The following is a 14,138-nucleotide window of genomic DNA, read 5'->3' on the forward strand; positions in this document are numbered from 1 at the left end:
AGGCTGCCCGGGTCGGCAGTTGTGATCCGGTACGCGGATGCGTCCGGGGTCGAGCGGCTGGCTGACGTCGAGGCCGCGAAGGGCGTCGACTTCGAGAATGCGCTCCCGATCCGGGCGATCCCGTCCTACGCCGGGCAGCGGCATACCCCTGGGACCTATTGGTCGGCGTCGGGTGACCGCCACGTCCGGTACGAGTCCCACCTCGAATCCCGCTGGCTCAAGATCATCGACCAGGCGCCGGACACCGCTGTGTTCGTCAGCCAGGCAATGGAGCTGTCCGGCAACGACCGCGATGGCAGTTGGCGGCACGTACCAGATATCTGGGTGCGCCGGGTGGACGGCTCGGTGCGGCTCGTCGACGTGAAGGCGGCGTGGCTGCTGGACCGTCCGGACGTGGTCAGGCAGCGGGACCGGACTGCGCTGGTGTGCGAGCGGCTCGGGTGGGACTACGAGATGGTCGGTGAGCCCGACAAGCAGATCGCGGCGAACGTCGAATGGCTCGCCGGCTACCGTCGGCCGCTGGGTGCGGGGGCAGCCTTGGTGCAGCCGCTGCTGAGCCTCGCCGCTCAGCCAGTCTCGATCGCCGCACTGACCGGCTTCCAGGCGGTCCCCGAACTGGCACGCTCGGTTGTCTTCCATCTCATGTGGGGCAACCGCCTGAGCTTCGACATCACGCGACCGATCAGGGACACCACCTTGGTCCGCGCCCAAGAGCACGGAGGTGACCGCTGATGTCTGCGCGGCGCATAGCAGTCGGCGACTGGATCTCGTTCGAGGACGAGACGCATCGCGTTGCCGGGTTGGACGGTGAGAGGCTGCGGCTCAGGTCGGAGACCGGCAGGCTTCAGACCATCTTGCTGGCCGAGGTCCTGAACGACCTGACTTTCCGGGCCGATGCGGAGCCTGTCCGGGAGACCGCCAACGAGGTGACACTCGATATCCACGCCGCGCTCGAAGGCCTGCCGAAAGCAGTCCAGGAGGCCGCCCTCTCACTCGAAGCGCACCTGCTGGAGGCCATGACCGGCTACCGGTCCGGCGATCCTATGAAGGCCCTCCCCGGTGAGCCGAAACCCGAGTACGACCCTGAACTACCCGTCGTCAGCCGCGTCGCCGCGAAGGCCACCGAACTCGGCAAGACCGACCGGTGGGTCTGGAAGTGGTGGAAGCGCCGCACCGAACAAGGACTGTGGGGTCTCGTCGACCAGCGGAAGGCACAGATACGCAACCCGCTGAAGAACACCGACCCCCGGCTGGTCCAGGCCATCCGAGAGCAGGCCGCCGCCGAGCGGCTGGACTCCACCGGGACGATCGGAGGACGCTTCCTGCGGCGGACACAGAACCGGCTGGAGGAGCAATACGGGGCCGGCGTCGTTCCCATGCCGGGCCGGGACACGTTCCGACGTGTCGTCGCCGAGATCCTCGGGACAGGACCAGCACGCCCTGCTTACCAGCGCATATCCTCTGCCCAACAGCCTGACCGCCCGTTCGGCAACGTGATCGCGACGCGCCCCGGTGAGGTGGTGATGCTGGACACGACACCGCTGGATGTCATGGCGTTCGACCCGGTGACGTCGACCACGATGCGGATCGAGCTGACCATCGCGCTGGATGTGGCAACCAGGTCGATCCTGGCGTGGCGGATCACCCCCGAAGGCACGAAGGCGATCGACATCGGCTTGCTGCTGGCCGACGTGATGACGCCCGAGCCGATGCGCCCGCACTGGCCGGACGTCCTGCGGTACCAGATGCTGACGCCGACGGCCGACCGGTTCCTCGACGTGGACGAGCGCCTCCAGCAGGCCGCGGCCCGGCCGGTGATCTACCCGGAGACGATCGTCTTCGACCACGGCAAGCCCTACACGTCGGAGGTGGTCCAGCGGGCCTGCCTGCGGTGGAAGATCGACCTCCAGGACGCCAGGAAACTCAAGCCCACCGACAAACCGCACGTCGAGCGCGTTTTCGGCACGATCCGCGTCCAGTTCTCGCAGCACGTCGCCGGCTACAAGGGCAACAACATCGCCAACCGCGGCCTGACCGTCGAAGAGCAAGCCCGCTGGACGATCGACGAGATCACCGAGTTCTTCGCGGAGTACGTGGTCGCCGTGTACCAGCGCGCTCACCACAGCGGGTTGAACGCCCCCGGCTTCCCGACGCTCACCGTGTCGCCGAACGAGGCTTACCGTCTCGGCATCGCGGCAGCAGGGTACGTCGACGTCCCACGCGATCCGAGTATGTACTTCGAGTTGCTGCCGATCGCGTACCGCGTCATCCACCCCTACGGCATCGAGCTGAACCACCTCGTCTACAACGCGGATGTCCTCTACCGCTATAGGGGCACGAAGAGCCCCTACCAGAATGGACTGTGGCCTATCCGGTTCGACCCGAGGAACCTGCTCAACGCCTATTTCCTCGACCCCGCCGACGGCACCTGGCACGTCCTGCGGTGGGTCCACGCACTAGCCGAGCACACGCCATTCACGGACATCACCCTGCGCGAGGCTAAGCGCCTCCTCACAAGCCGCGGACACGGCACCGACGACCAGGACGCCGTCGCCGTCGCACTGGTCGGCCTCCAGAACCGGACCGATGCCCCGGAGACCTGGAAGACGGACCGCAAGCGGATCTTCCGCGACGCGAACCGCGCCGCCGCCCAGGCCGCCGACCAGAAGCGCTCGAAGCCCCCCGTCGACAACCACCCACCGCTGACCGTCGTCCCCGCTGCTCCCGACCAGGACGACAGCACCTGGGGCGACATCGACCTGACCACGATCGTGCCGGCCGAGATCTACGACCCCACCCAGGAATCCCGCTGATGCGCCACCCGTTCATGCACCCAGGCCTCGCCGAGCCGCGCACCAAGGAGGAATGGCGGGCCTACGTCGACCACACTGCTCCTCCCCGCCCGGAGCTCCCGCCGTACAGCACCTACGAGGCGATGACGCCAGACGAGCGAGACGACTTCAACGACGCACGGGACGACCACCACAGTGCCCTCGCACTCGTCCGGACCTCCCGCATGCAGGAGATCCACCAGGCGATCGACCAGCGCATACGTGTCAATCGGCACCAGGCAGCGGGCGCCCGCCGCGGCATCGTCATCGACGGACCGCCGACCATCGGGAAGTCCACGGCGGTGAAGTGGTTCGCGGCCGACTTCGAGCGGCGCCTTCGGCGCCGGCACCCGGAGCGGTTCGAACCCGGCTACGTGGTCGACGGGTACATCGTGGACTACTGCCCAGTGGTGTACCTGAGCGTCCCCGCTGCGGCCACCCCCAAGGACCTCAGCAGCAGCCTCGCGCACTACCTCGCCATCCCCAACCCCACCAGGGGCACGAAGAGTTCGATCACATCCCGGGTCCTCGACGTCATGCGGCTCTGCGGCACGGAGCTGGTCATCATCGACGACGCCCATTTTCTCGACCTGTCAGCCCGAGAGGGCCGCATCGTCAACGACCACCTGAAGGACATCGCCAACCACGTCGCGGCGACGTTCGTCTACACCGGCGTCGATCTGAAAAAGAGCGGGCTGTTCCTCGAAGGTCGTGGCGCGAGTGTCCGAGCTACCCAGACCAGTGGGCGCAACACCCTGCACTCGATGTCCCCGTTCAAGATCAACACTACTGCCGAAAAAACCGAATGGGTCAAGATCGTCCTGGCGCTGGAGTCCGCCCTCTGCCTGTACCAGCACGAGGCCGGCAGCCTCGCCAAGCTGGCCCAGTACCTGCACGACCGTACCAGCGGAAGTATCTGCGCTCTCTCCGACCTGCTCCGCGAGTCCGCGATCGTGGCCGTCCACACCGGCGAGGAGAAGATCACCCGCCCCCTCATGGAGACCGTGGAGATCAGCGACCTCGCCCAGTCCGCCTACCGGGTCACCGTGAAGGCGAAGAAGCCAGGGGAAGCCGGCAGCCGCTCAGGCAGCGCCGCCGGCTGACCATGCCGTACCCGCGCTGACACACTGAACGTTTGCCTGCGCCGTCTCTCTTCTGAGGTTGCGCAGGCAAACGTTCAGTCCGCTGGTGACAGGTGTGACAACTGAACGAATTGCCGACGTTCAACACCGGAGGCGGCCGACCCGCTCGGACCTCCCGGACTGCACGGCGACCAGCGGCCGAAGAGCATGGGGTCCTGACCCGCCCCCAGCGATCGGAACCCCAGTGACGACTCCACCGCCGCCCTCCGAACCGCCCCGCGAGCACGGGTGGCCCGGCTGGGAGAACCCCGCCGCGCCCGGTGCGCCCGGCGCGCCGTCCGTCCCCGCGCCCCCCGCGGTGCCGGGGGCACTGGTCACGATCGGGGACATCGCCTGCACCCGGGCGGAGGTCGTCACGCCGAGCGGGACCGCTCCGATCGGCCAGGTCACGTGGACGTTCACGGACATGTCGCGGACCACGCGGACGATCCCCACCTGGGCGATCGTGTGCGCGATCGTCTTCTTCGTGTTCTGCCTCCTCGGCCTCCTCTTCCTGCTGGCCAAGGAGGACCGCACCGAGGGGACGGTCCAGGTCGTCGTGCAGGGCCCCCGCTTCCTGCACCAGGTCCAACTGCCCGTGTCGTCGGTGGGCCAGGTCCAGGACTACAACGCGCGGGTGGGCTACGCGCGGTCCCTGAGCGCGGCGGCCGGCCCGTTCTGAGCGCGGGCCGGCTCCCGCCCCGGGACCGCCCCCGGTGCGCCGCCGCCCGCGGGTTCCGCCGGACGCACTACCGTGACGCCATGGCGGGCGAACAGGACCTCGACGAACTGCTCTCCGGGATGCGCCCCGTGCGCAATCCGGGGCGCTACGTGTACTGCACCCTTCCCGGGCGGATGCCCGCCGGGTTGCGGCCGGTGGTGACCGTGGCGGAGCCGGAGGGGGTCACCTTCGTGGTGGCGCAGGAGGAGGCCGACGCGCTCGGCCTGCCCTACGGGTACGTCGCGGCCTGGCTGACCCTGCGGGTGCACTCGGCGCTGGAGGCGGTCGGGCTGACCGCCGCCGTCGCGACCGCGCTCGCCGACCGGGGGATCAGCTGCAACGTGGTGGCGGGCTTCCACCACGACCACCTGTTCGTCCCCGTGCACGAGGCCGACCGCGCCCTGGAGGCGCTCAACTCGCTGGCCGCGTCCCGCTCCTGAGCCGGGCGCGCGGCCTGGCCCGGGCGGTCTGGCCCGCGCGGTCTGGCCCGGGCGGCCGGGGCGGGTGACAATCCGGGAGGGGTTCCGGGCGGGGGCCCCGGAGGAGGGGGACGCCGTGCCGACCGATCCGCAGGAGTGGGCGCGGGAGACCGCCGCCGCGCTGGGCGCCGTCCTGGGCGAGGCGGTGGACGGCGGGCGGTTCCCGGGCGGGGTGCTGGTCGCCGGGCAGGCCGGGGCCGGGCGCGCGGTGGCCGGGCGCGGCCTGGTCGCCCCCGAGTGCGGCGACGCCCGGCCCGACGAGCACACCCGCTACGACCTGGCCTCGCTCACCAAGGTGCTCGCCACCTGGCCGCTGGTCGGCGAGGCCGTCCGGGCCGGGCTGCTCGACCCGGACGCCCCGCTGCGCGCCGCCTTCCCCCGGCTGCCCGCCCCCGGCGCGGACCTGACGACCGCCCAGCTGATGAGCCACACCGCGGGGCTGCTCCCGCACACCGGGCTGGCCAGGTACGAGCACACCGGGCGGCCGCTGGCCGAGCACCTGTGCGCCGAACCGCTGGTCTCCGCCCCGGGCGCGCGGCACCGGTACGTCGACCGCGGCTTCGTGCTGCTCGGCCTGCTGCTGCCCGACCTGCTCGGCCGCCCGCTGCACGAGCTCGCCGACCGGCTCTGGCGCGGCCTCGGCCTGACCGCCACCGCGTACGGCCCGCTGCCGCGCGGCCCGCGGCTCGCCCCGACCGAGCAGCGCCTCGGCGGCGCGCCCCGGACGTGGGGCGTCCCGCACGACCCGGGCGCGGCGCTGCTCGGCGGGGTCGCCGGGCACGCCGGGGTGTTCTCCACCGCCGCCGACCTGGCCCGCTACGCCGAGCACCTGCTCGGCGGGGACGGGCCGCTGCCCGCCTGGTTCGCCCGCAGCCGCCGCCCGCTGGCGGACGTCGAGCCGGGCCTGCGCCGCGGCCTGGCCTGGCTGGTCACCGCGGACGGCGCGGTGGCCTACCACCACGGCTTCACCGGCACCAGCCTCTACCTCGCCCCGGGCACCGGCCGGTACGTGGTCCTCTGCACCAACGCGGTCTACCACGGCTGGGACCGGAGCCGGCTGGCCCCGCTGCGGACGCTGGCGCTGCGCTCGCTGCGGGCCTGAGCCTCAGTCCGGGGCGGCGGCCCGGCGGCCGCCGGTCAGGACGGTGAGCACCTCGCCGGCCCGGCGGCCCCGGCCCGGGCGGAGCGCGGCGGCGGGCGCGGCGGCGAGCAGCGCGATGTCGTCCTCGGCGGGGGCCGGGGCGTGCGCCAGGACCGCGTCCAGCAGCCGGGCGGGGGTGGCGCCGGCGGGCAGCCGGAGCGCGGTGAGCCGGGCCAGCGAGCGGTCGATGTCCTCGTCGCGGCGCTCGACCAGGCCGTCGGTGTACAGCAGCAGGGTGTGGCCGGGCGGCAGGACGGCGGTGGTCGGGACGTAGCCGTTCAGGCCGGTGCCGAGCGGGGGACCGGGCTCGACCGGGAGCAGCGTGAGGGCGCCGTCGGGGCGGACCACGGCGGGCGGCAGGTGGCCGGCGCTGGCCAGCGCGTAGCGGCCGCGAGCGGGTTCGGCGTAGACCACCAGGCAGGTGGAGGGCCGGTAGTCGTGCACCTCGCAGGCCAGGCCGTCCATCCGGGTCAGCAGCCGGTCGGCGGTGGGTTCGAGCAGGGCCATCGCGCGCAGCATCGCCTGGTAGTGGCTCATGTGGGCGGCCGCCTCGATGCCGTGGCCCATCACGTCGCCGATCGCCAGCACGGTGCGGCCGTCGGGCAGCGCCACCGTCTCGTACCAGTCGCCGCCGACCAGCGAGCCGGTGCCGGCCGGGCGGTAGCGGAAGGCCACGTCGACGTCGGGGTGCGGGTGGCCGGGTTCGGCGAGCATGGCGCGCTGCAGGTCGACGGCGACGGCGTGCTCGCGGCTGTAGCGGCCGGCGTTGTCGAGGGTGATGGCGGTGCGGCCGGCCAGGTCCTGGGCGGCGACGGCGTCGTCGCCGGTGAAGCCCGGGGAGGTGCCGGCCCGCATCAGGGTGACGGTGCCGATCCGCTGGCCGCGGGCGGTGAGCGGGACGATCACGGCGGAGTGGATGCCGAGCTCCCGGTAGAGCGCGACGCGTGCGGCGTTGGGGGCGGAGCGGGCCAGCTCGGTGTCGTCGAGCAGGTTCTCGATCACCGGGCGGCCGCTGTCCAGGCAGCGCGGGATGGCCGATCCGGGCTGGTAGTCGACGTGTTCGCCGCGGTCGCCGAGCCGGCGGACCCCCGGCAGCAGGGCGGGGTCGGCGGCGAGCGCGGCGCGGCGCAGCCGGCGGCCGCCGCCGGGGCGGGGGCGGGCGTGCCCGCTGTCGGGGTGCGGGAGGAGTTCGACGGTGGCGGCGTCGGCGAGGTGGGCGACCAGGAAGGCGGCGAGTTCGCCGCAGGTGGTGTCGACGTCGAGGGTGGTGCCGACCTGGGTGGCGGCGGCGTCCAGCAGGGCCAGCCGGGCCCGGGCCTGTTCGAGTTCGTGCTGCTGCCGGCGGGAGGCGGTGACCTCCAGCACGATGCCGACCAGGCCGAGCGGGCGGCCGTCCTCGGCGTCGATCCGGTGGTAGGCGCCGTGCCAGAAGCGGCGGTGCGGCGGGGCGGCGGCCCGGGTGTGCCCGCTGGAGGTGGTCTCGCGGCTGCGGCCGTCGGCGAGCACGGCGCGCAGCACGTCCTCCCGGGCGTCGACGTCGGGGAGCAGTTCGGCGATGGTGCGGCCGAGGTGGAGCGCGGCGGGGACGCCGTTCATCCCGGCGAGGGCGGGGTTGACGTACCGGTAGCGCAGCCCGGTGTCGAGGATGGCGACGCCGGCGGCGGTGCCGTCCAGCACCTGGCGCAGCGGGCGGGGCAGCGCGGCCCAGAGGTCGTCGGCCATGGCGGGCGCACCTCCTCGCCGGGCGCCCGGGCACCGGGAGACCGGGCACTGTGACCAGTAAACACAGCGGCGGCCGAACGGGCCCGCCGGGCGGTCCGGGGGCGGGCGGGGACCGGCGGAAGCCGGGCCGTTCACCCGGATGGAGTCGCCCGAATGCCCGGGGGCGGTCGGTGGCGGAGGGTCGGGGCAAGACCTGCTTCGGCCTAGGAGGTTCCATGAGCTCGTCTGTCGGTCCCACCGCGACCCCGCCGCCCGCCGGATCACGTGCCGGCGCGGCCAGGCCCCCGCAGAACAAGGGCTGGGTCTCCGGGATGGTGCTGTTCGCCGGTGTGGTCATGCTGGTGGACGGCATCCTGGAGGTGTTCCGCGGCATCATGGCGATCGCCGAGGACGACGTGTTCGTCACCACGCCCCGGTACGTCTTCAAGTTCGACCTGACCTCCTGGGGCTGGATCCACCTGGTGATCGGCGTGCTGGTGGCGCTGGTCGGCTTCTTCGTGATCAAGGGCGCGGCCTGGGCCCGGATCGCCGGTATCTTCCTGGTCTCGCTCAGCCTGATCGGCAGCTTCCTGGACCTGCCGTACTACCCGCTGTGGTCGCTGGTGATCATCGCGCTGGACGTGTTCGTGATCTGGGCGCTCTGCGTCTACCGGGAGGACTGAGCCCGGGGCCCCGCCCCGGCACACCGAAGGACCCCGCGGGCCCGCTCGTCGTCGAGCGGGCCCGCGGGGCTGTGCGCCGCCCGGCCGTAGGGGGGTCGGCCGGGCGGCGTCACCCGGGGAGGGTCACTTGTCGAGCGCGGCCACGCCGGCCTGGGCGAACTGCTCGTCCTGGTCCGCGCTCGGGGCGCCGGCCACGCCGACGGCCGCGATCGGGGCGCCCTTGACCTGGACCGGGGCGCCGCCGCCCAGGAACAGGGTGCCGGGGATGTCCTTCAGGTTCGGGGCCTGGGCCAGCCGCTTGACCAGCTCGGAGGTCGGGGCGTTCCAGGACACCGCGGTGTACGCCTTGCGCTCGGCCGACTCGAAGGACTGCGGGCCGGCGCCGTCGCCGCGCAGCTCGACGATCACGTTGCCGTTGCGGTCGACGACGGCGACGGAGATCTTCTGGCCGGCCTTGGCGGCGGCGTCCAGGCTGGCCTGGGCGGCCTTGGTGGCGGCCTCGACCGTCAGGTGGGTGGACTGGAAGGTGTTCTTGTTCTGCACGTCGGAGTTGACGGCGGTGGCGGGGGCCGCGGTCGGGGTCTCGGCGCTGGCGGTGACGGCGCCGACGACGCTGGCTCCGACCGCGGCGACCGCGACGGCACCGGTGACGACGCGGGTGCGGGTGCTCAGCTTCTTCATTTTCGGCTCCTGTGGCTGTGGCCCCGGGGGGCGGCGGTTCGTCGCCGGATTCCTGTCCGCTCCGGCCTCGCCACCCATACTTCGCCCTGGACCCCCCGGCCCGGATCGGCGGACCGGCTCGCTCCGCGGAGCATGATGGAGGACATCCGTGTCAACCGATCGGCTGATGCGCGGGGCGCCGCGAAGGTCCACTATCCCCCTGTGGGCGTGACGCACTGTGAGCGCCCGTGAGCGGACGTGACACCGCGTCAGCCCGTCGCACCGGGGCCGGGGCGGCGGCGGGCACCGAGCCAGGAGGCAGCCATGATGCGTCAACCCATGTCCCGGTCCGTAGACCCGGACGCGGGCTGGCTCACCGTCGTCATGCGGCTGGCCTTCCTGCTGCTGCTCGGCACCTCCCTGCACCGGTACCTGGCGCACCACCTGTACAGCCCGCTGACGCCGTGGGTGGTGGGGCTGAGCCTGGCCCTGGTCGCGGGCCACCTGACCGGGCTGTCCGAACGGCGGCCGGCCTGGCTGGCGGCGGTGCTGGCCTGCTGGGCGGTGCTGGTGCTGATGGCGCCGAGCTTCGCCTGGTGCGCCGTCCCGCTGGTGTACACGGTGCTCCGGGCGCTGCCGCCGCGGGCCGCGATCCCGCTGGTGACGGTGCTGACGGTGCTGGTGGTGGTCTCCGAACTGCGGCTGCCCGGCGGCTTCGACCCGACGATGGTGCTGCTGCCGCCGGCCGTCGCCGCGCTGGCCACCGCCGTGTTCCTGTACATGCAGCGGCAGGGCGCCCGGCAGCGCAAGCTGATCACCGACCTGATCAGGACCAGGCGGGAGCTGGCCGCGGTGGAGCGCCGGCAGGGTGCGCTGGCCGAGCGGGAACGGCTCTCCGTCGAGATCCACGACACCCTGGCGCAGGGCCTGTCCAGCCAGCAGATGCTGCTCCAGGCCGCCGAGCGGACGTGGCGGCACGACCCGGAAGCCGCCCTGGAGCACGTCCGGACGGCCGCCTCGATCGCCGCCCGGAACCTCGCCGAGGCCCGCCGCTTCGTCCACGACCTCGCCCCCGCCGACCTCGCCGAGCAGGGCACCCTGGAGGCCGCGCTGGAGGCGCTGGCCGACCGGGAGGCCGCCGAGAGCGGCCTGACCGTCCGCTTCCACCTGGACGGCACGCCCGCCCCGATGCCGGCCGCCGCGCAGTCCGCGCTGCTCCGGATCGCCCAGGGCGCGCTGGCCAACACCCGGGAGCACGCCCGCGCCGGGCAGGCCACCATCACCCTGTCCTACCTGGGCGACCAGGCCGTGCTGGACGTCGCGGACGACGGCTGCGGCTTCGCCCCGGGCCGCACCGGCCGGGGCGAGCAGCGCGCGGCCGACGGCAGCCGCGGGCACGGGCTGCCCGCCATGCGGGCCCGGCTGCGCCAGCTCGGCGGCACCCTGACCGTCGAGTCCGCCCCGGGCGAGGGCACCGTCGTCTCCGCGGCCATCCCGCTGGCCGGCCGCTGAGCCGCGGCCGGCGGGGTGCGCCCGCAGCGGTAGCGTCGACGGCGGGACGGCAGGAGAGCGAGGAGAGGTTCATGAACGACACCGTGCGGCTGGTCATCTGCGACGACCACGCCATGGTCCGGGCCGGGCTGCTGGCCCTGCTGTCCAGCGACCCGGCGATCGAGGTGGTCGGCGAGGCCAGCACCGGGGAGGAGGCCGTCTCGCTGGCCGCCGCCCTCCGGCCGGACGTGGTCCTGATGGACCTCCAACTGGGCGAGGGCATCGACGGCGTGGAGGCCACCCGGCGGATCCTGGCCGGCCCCGGCGCCAGCCACGTCCTGGTGCTGACCACCTTCGACACCGACACCGACATCAGCCGGGCGATCAGCGCGGGCGCCACCGGCTACCTGCTGAAGGCCGAGAAGCCGGAGGAACTCTTCGCCGCCATCCGCTCCGCCGCCGCCGGCCGCCCCGCCCTCTCCCCGCCGATCGCCTCCCGGGTGATGGCCCAGATGCGCTCCCCGCTCCCCCAGCTCACCGACCGCGAACAGGACATCCTCGACCAACTCGGCCAGGGCCTCGGCAACAAGGAGATCGCCCGCGCCCTGTTCATCAGCGAAGCCACCGTCAAGACCCACCTGGGCCGGATCTACGCCAAACTCGGCGCCGACACCCGCTCCGGCGCGGTCGCCATCGCCAAGGAGCGCCGCCTGCTGCGCTGAGCCGACGCACCCGGCGAAGCCGCCGGGCCGGAAAAACCGAACCGCCTCCCGGGCGGGGCCCGGAAGGCGGCGGACGAGTCGGCCTGTACGCCGGGTTCTGTCTCCCTGGTCGCTCGCGCGGCCGGGGGAGGCGGCCATCCATCTAGGGCTGCCGTTGCCGACAGCCTCGTGCGGTCTACCCGCGAGCTCGGGCGAGCAGCCCTCGAACACCCGCGCACGGTGCCCGGGGGCACCGATCTTGACCTTGCTCCGAGTGGGGTTTACCGAGCCGGCCGAGTCACCTCGGTCGCTGGTGGTCTCTTACACCACCGTTTCACCCTTACCCTCCGCCGAGGCGGGGGGCGGTCTGTTTTCTGTGGCACTGTCCCGCGGGTCACCCCGGGTGGGCGTTACCCACCACCCTGCTCTGTGGAGCCCGGACGTTCCTCGGCGGGCCCCCGAAGGGACCCGACGCGACCGCCCGGCCGGCTCGTCCGCCGTACTGGCCATCGTATCGGCTCCGCGGGGTGCCGCCGCACCGCGGGTCAGGCCAGGTGTGCGCAGGCGGTGTGGGCGGAGCGGTACTCGGGGGTGCGGGGGTCGACGCCGGACGCCGGGTCGAGGCGGTAGCCGCCGTAGCTGTCGGGGTCGGGGAACTCCGGGACGCCGTTCAGCCGCATGCAGGCGGCGTACGCGGCCGGGTCGGTGCGGGCGTTCGCCGACGCGGACGGGGCGCGGCGGGCCACCGGCCGCTGGCCGAGCGGCTGCTCACCAACCTGGTCGACAACGCGCTGCGGCACGACCGTCCGGACGGCCGGGTCGAGGTCACCACCCGGGCGGTGGCCGGGCGCGCGGTGCTGGTCGTCGCCAACACCGGCCCGGCCGTCCCGCCCGAGCAGGTCGAGCGGCTGTTCCAGCCCTTCCAGCGGCTGGAGACGACCCGGGCCGCCCGCACCGAGGGGCTCGGGCTCGGCCTCTCGATCGTCCGCGCGATCGCCGAGGCCCACGGCGCCGACCTGACCACCGGCCCCGGCCCGGACGGCGGCCTGACCGTCACGGTCGCCTTCCCGGCCGCCCGCTAGCCTCAGCGGTCAGCGGTCAGCGGTCAGCGGTCAGCGGTCAGCGGCCCCGGCCGCGTCCGCCGGGGCGGGGGCGGGGGCGGGCGGGTGGTCGAAGCGGGCGGCGACCCGGGCGGCGGTGGCGGCGGCCCAGGGGGTGGTGGTGAGCAGGCCGAGGGCGAGGACGGTCAGGCCGAGGCCGGTGATGACCCACCAGCCGGCCCGGGTGGCCGGGGTGAAGCCGCCGGCCGAGGCGACCGCGCTGGTGACGACGGTGCCGATCACGGCGACGCCCAGCGACTGGCCGACCTGGCGGCTGGTGGAGGCGACGGCGGCGGCCACCCCGGCCCGGGAGAGCGGCATGCCGGAGACCGCGGCGTTGGTGATCGGGGCGTTCACCATGCCGAAGCCGAGGCCGAACAGCGCGTACGCGGGCAGCAGCAGGAGCGCGGAGGAGTCGGCGGTGAGCCGGGTCAGCAGCAGTCCGCTGAGCGCGAAGGCGCCGCCGGCCAGCAGCAGCGGCAGGCGCGGGCCGCGGGCGGCCACGATCCGGCCGGAGAGCGGGGAGGCGAGCAGGGTGACCCCGGCCATCGGCAGCGTCCACAGGCCGGCCACCACCGGGCTGTAGTGGCGGACGTCCTGGAGGTAGAGGGTGTTCAGGAAGAGGAAGCCGCCGAGCGAGGCGAAGGCGCAGACCGCGGTGACGGTGGCGCCGGTGAACGGGGCGCTGCGGAAGAACCGCAGGTCGACCAGCGGTTCGGCGACCCGGCGCTCCCAGAGCGGGAAGGCGGCCAGCGCGCCGAGGGCGAGCGCGGCCAGCGCGAGGATGCCGGGCGAGGTCCAGCCGTGGCCGGGGCCCTCGATGATCACGGCGGTGCCGCAGCCGAGCAGCAGCGCCATCAGCAGTTGGCCGACCGGGTCGAGCCGGCGGGCCCGGGGCGCCCGGGACTCCGGCACGTGGCGCAGGGTGAGCAGCCAGGCGGCCAGCCCGATCGGCACGTTGACCAGGAAGATCGACGGCCAGCCCGCGGTGTCCACCAGGAAGCCGCCGATCAGCGGGCCGAGCGCCATGCTGATGCCGATCACGCCGCCCCAGACGCCGATCGCCCGGGCCCGCTCGGCCCGGTCGGTGAAGGTGGTGGTGATGATCGACATGGCGACCGGGTTCATCATCGACCCGCCGACCGCCTGCACCGCGCGGAAGCCGATCAGCCAGCCGAGTCCGGGCGCGAGGCTGCACAGCAGCGAGCCGAGCGCGAACAGCAGCAGGCCGGTCGTGAAGACCCGTTTGCGGCCGATCCGGTCGGCCACCGAGCCGGCCGGCATCAGCAGCACGGCCAGCACCAGCGTGTAGGCGTCGATCACCCACTGGAGGCCGGAGGCGGGCGCGTCCAGGTCCTGCTGGATGGCGGGGAGGGCGATGTTCACGACGGTGTTGTCCAGGCCGACGATGAACAGGCTGCAGCAGCAGATGGCCAGGATCAGCAGCCTGTGACGGCGGTCCGGAGCGGTGCTCGGTCGACTCACCGTCCGATCATCGCACCGGGCGTC

At 73.4% G+C, this 14,138-nt stretch carries 14 protein-coding genes and 1 other RNA gene; 10 read left to right on the forward strand and 5 right to left on the reverse strand.

All coding sequences use genetic code 11. The features are described 5' to 3' along the window. Nucleotides 1–21: 21 nt before the first annotated feature. The 6 genes from KSE_RS11695 (at nt 22) to KSE_RS11720 (ending at nt 6,254) form a co-directional block, all read left to right on the forward strand. Nucleotides 22–732 (forward strand): TnsA-like heteromeric transposase endonuclease subunit, encoded by a 711-nt coding sequence (locus tag KSE_RS11695; RefSeq protein WP_033258081.1) that lies wholly within the window; start codon nt 22–24, stop codon nt 730–732. Further along, a complete protein-coding gene (locus KSE_RS11700) occupies nt 732–2,813 on the forward strand; it encodes a Mu transposase C-terminal domain-containing protein (protein WP_014135518.1) in 2,082 nt (693 codons plus the stop codon). Before KSE_RS11695 ends, KSE_RS11700 begins: the two co-directional genes overlap by 1 nt. Before the next feature lie 14 nt (nt 2,814–2,827). Then, a complete protein-coding gene (locus KSE_RS11705) occupies nt 2,828–3,934 on the forward strand; it encodes a TniB family NTP-binding protein (protein ID WP_157850051.1) in 1,107 nt (368 codons plus the stop codon). Nucleotides 3,935–4,379: 445 nt separating this feature from the next. Further along, complete coding sequence (locus KSE_RS11710; RefSeq protein WP_197540708.1) at nt 4,380–4,634, forward strand: hypothetical protein; 255 nt, start codon at nt 4,380–4,382, stop codon at nt 4,632–4,634. 80 nt (nt 4,635–4,714) lie between these two features. Further along, complete coding sequence (locus KSE_RS11715; protein ID WP_014135521.1) at nt 4,715–5,113, forward strand: ACT domain-containing protein; 399 nt, start codon at nt 4,715–4,717, stop codon at nt 5,111–5,113. Nucleotides 5,114–5,228: 115 nt separating this feature from the next. Next, the gene (locus KSE_RS11720; RefSeq protein ID WP_014135522.1) at nt 5,229–6,254 is read left to right on the forward strand and encodes a serine hydrolase domain-containing protein; all 1,026 of its coding nucleotides are present in this window, start codon (nt 5,229–5,231) and stop codon (nt 6,252–6,254) included. 3 nt (nt 6,255–6,257) lie between these two features. On the opposite strand, the gene KSE_RS11725 is transcribed toward KSE_RS11720, so the two are convergent. Beyond that, nucleotides 6,258–8,015 (reverse strand): SpoIIE family protein phosphatase, encoded by a 1,758-nt coding sequence (locus KSE_RS11725; RefSeq protein WP_014135523.1) that lies wholly within the window; start codon nt 8,013–8,015, stop codon nt 6,258–6,260. A gap of 215 nt (nt 8,016–8,230) precedes the next feature. On the opposite strand from KSE_RS11725, the gene KSE_RS11730 reads away from it, so the two are divergent. Next, nucleotides 8,231–8,677 carry a DUF7144 family membrane protein gene (locus KSE_RS11730; protein ID WP_033258056.1) on the forward strand — a complete coding sequence of 149 codons (447 nt, stop codon included), beginning with the start codon at nt 8,231–8,233 and terminating at the stop codon, nt 8,675–8,677. 123 nt (nt 8,678–8,800) lie between these two features. On the opposite strand, the gene KSE_RS11735 is transcribed toward KSE_RS11730, so the two are convergent. Next, nucleotides 8,801–9,358, reverse strand: coding sequence for a GlcG/HbpS family heme-binding protein (locus KSE_RS11735; protein WP_014135525.1), 558 nt, complete (start codon nt 9,356–9,358; stop codon nt 8,801–8,803). A gap of 318 nt (nt 9,359–9,676) precedes the next feature. Here KSE_RS11735 and KSE_RS11740 point away from each other — a divergent pair, with 318 nt between their 5' ends. Then, a complete protein-coding gene (locus KSE_RS11740) occupies nt 9,677–10,849 on the forward strand; it encodes a sensor histidine kinase (protein ID WP_106437646.1) in 1,173 nt (390 codons plus the stop codon). A 71-nt stretch (nt 10,850–10,920) separates the two neighbouring features. Beyond that, nucleotides 10,921–11,550 (forward strand): response regulator, encoded by a 630-nt coding sequence (locus tag KSE_RS11745; RefSeq protein ID WP_014135527.1) that lies wholly within the window; start codon nt 10,921–10,923, stop codon nt 11,548–11,550. A 70-nt stretch (nt 11,551–11,620) separates the two neighbouring features. Here KSE_RS11745 and rnpB read toward each other — a convergent pair. Both rnpB and KSE_RS44555 read right to left on the reverse strand, forming a co-directional pair. Continuing rightward, an RNA gene (gene rnpB / locus KSE_RS39250) (RNase P RNA component class A) lies at nt 11,621–12,022 on the reverse strand. Nucleotides 12,023–12,074: 52 nt separating this feature from the next. Further along, nucleotides 12,075–12,329 carry a hypothetical protein gene (locus KSE_RS44555; protein ID WP_051738410.1) on the reverse strand — a complete coding sequence of 85 codons (255 nt, stop codon included), beginning with the start codon at nt 12,327–12,329 and terminating at the stop codon, nt 12,075–12,077. Here KSE_RS44555 and KSE_RS44560 point away from each other — a divergent pair. Continuing rightward, nucleotides 12,321–12,611, forward strand: coding sequence for a sensor histidine kinase (locus KSE_RS44560; protein WP_231873359.1), 291 nt, complete (start codon nt 12,321–12,323; stop codon nt 12,609–12,611). The two genes, KSE_RS44555 and KSE_RS44560, sit on opposite strands and share 9 nt — an antisense overlap. 30 nt (nt 12,612–12,641) lie before the next feature. On the opposite strand, the gene KSE_RS11755 is transcribed toward KSE_RS44560, so the two are convergent. Continuing rightward, complete coding sequence (locus tag KSE_RS11755; protein WP_014135530.1) at nt 12,642–14,114, reverse strand: MFS transporter; 1,473 nt, start codon at nt 14,112–14,114, stop codon at nt 12,642–12,644. Nucleotides 14,115–14,138 lie beyond the last annotated feature (24 nt).

This window comes from Kitasatospora setae KM-6054, from assembly GCF_000269985.1.
GTDB classification, from domain to species: domain Bacteria; phylum Actinomycetota; class Actinomycetes; order Streptomycetales; family Streptomycetaceae; genus Kitasatospora; species Kitasatospora setae.

Excerpts from the sequence above, each read along its gene's own strand:
- KSE_RS11700 (WP_014135518.1), top strand. The coding sequence starts at position 732 with ATGTCTGCGCGGCGCATAGCAGTCGGCGACTGGATCTCGTTCGAGGAC.
- KSE_RS11715 (WP_014135521.1), top strand. The coding sequence starts at position 4,715 with ATGGCGGGCGAACAGGACCTCGACGAACTGCTCTCCGGGATGCGCCCC.
- KSE_RS11710 (WP_197540708.1), top strand. The coding sequence starts at position 4,380 with ATGTCGCGGACCACGCGGACGATCCCCACCTGGGCGATCGTGTGCGCG.
- KSE_RS11730 (WP_033258056.1), top strand. The coding sequence starts at position 8,231 with ATGAGCTCGTCTGTCGGTCCCACCGCGACCCCGCCGCCCGCCGGATCA.
- KSE_RS11725 (WP_014135523.1), bottom strand. The coding sequence starts at position 8,015 with ATGGCCGACGACCTCTGGGCCGCGCTGCCCCGCCCGCTGCGCCAGGTG.
- KSE_RS11735 (WP_014135525.1), bottom strand. The coding sequence starts at position 9,358 with ATGAAGAAGCTGAGCACCCGCACCCGCGTCGTCACCGGTGCCGTCGCG.
- KSE_RS11740 (WP_106437646.1), top strand. The coding sequence starts at position 9,677 with ATGTCCCGGTCCGTAGACCCGGACGCGGGCTGGCTCACCGTCGTCATG.
- KSE_RS11705 (WP_157850051.1), top strand. The coding sequence starts at position 2,828 with ATGCACCCAGGCCTCGCCGAGCCGCGCACCAAGGAGGAATGGCGGGCC.
- KSE_RS11745 (WP_014135527.1), top strand. The coding sequence starts at position 10,921 with ATGAACGACACCGTGCGGCTGGTCATCTGCGACGACCACGCCATGGTC.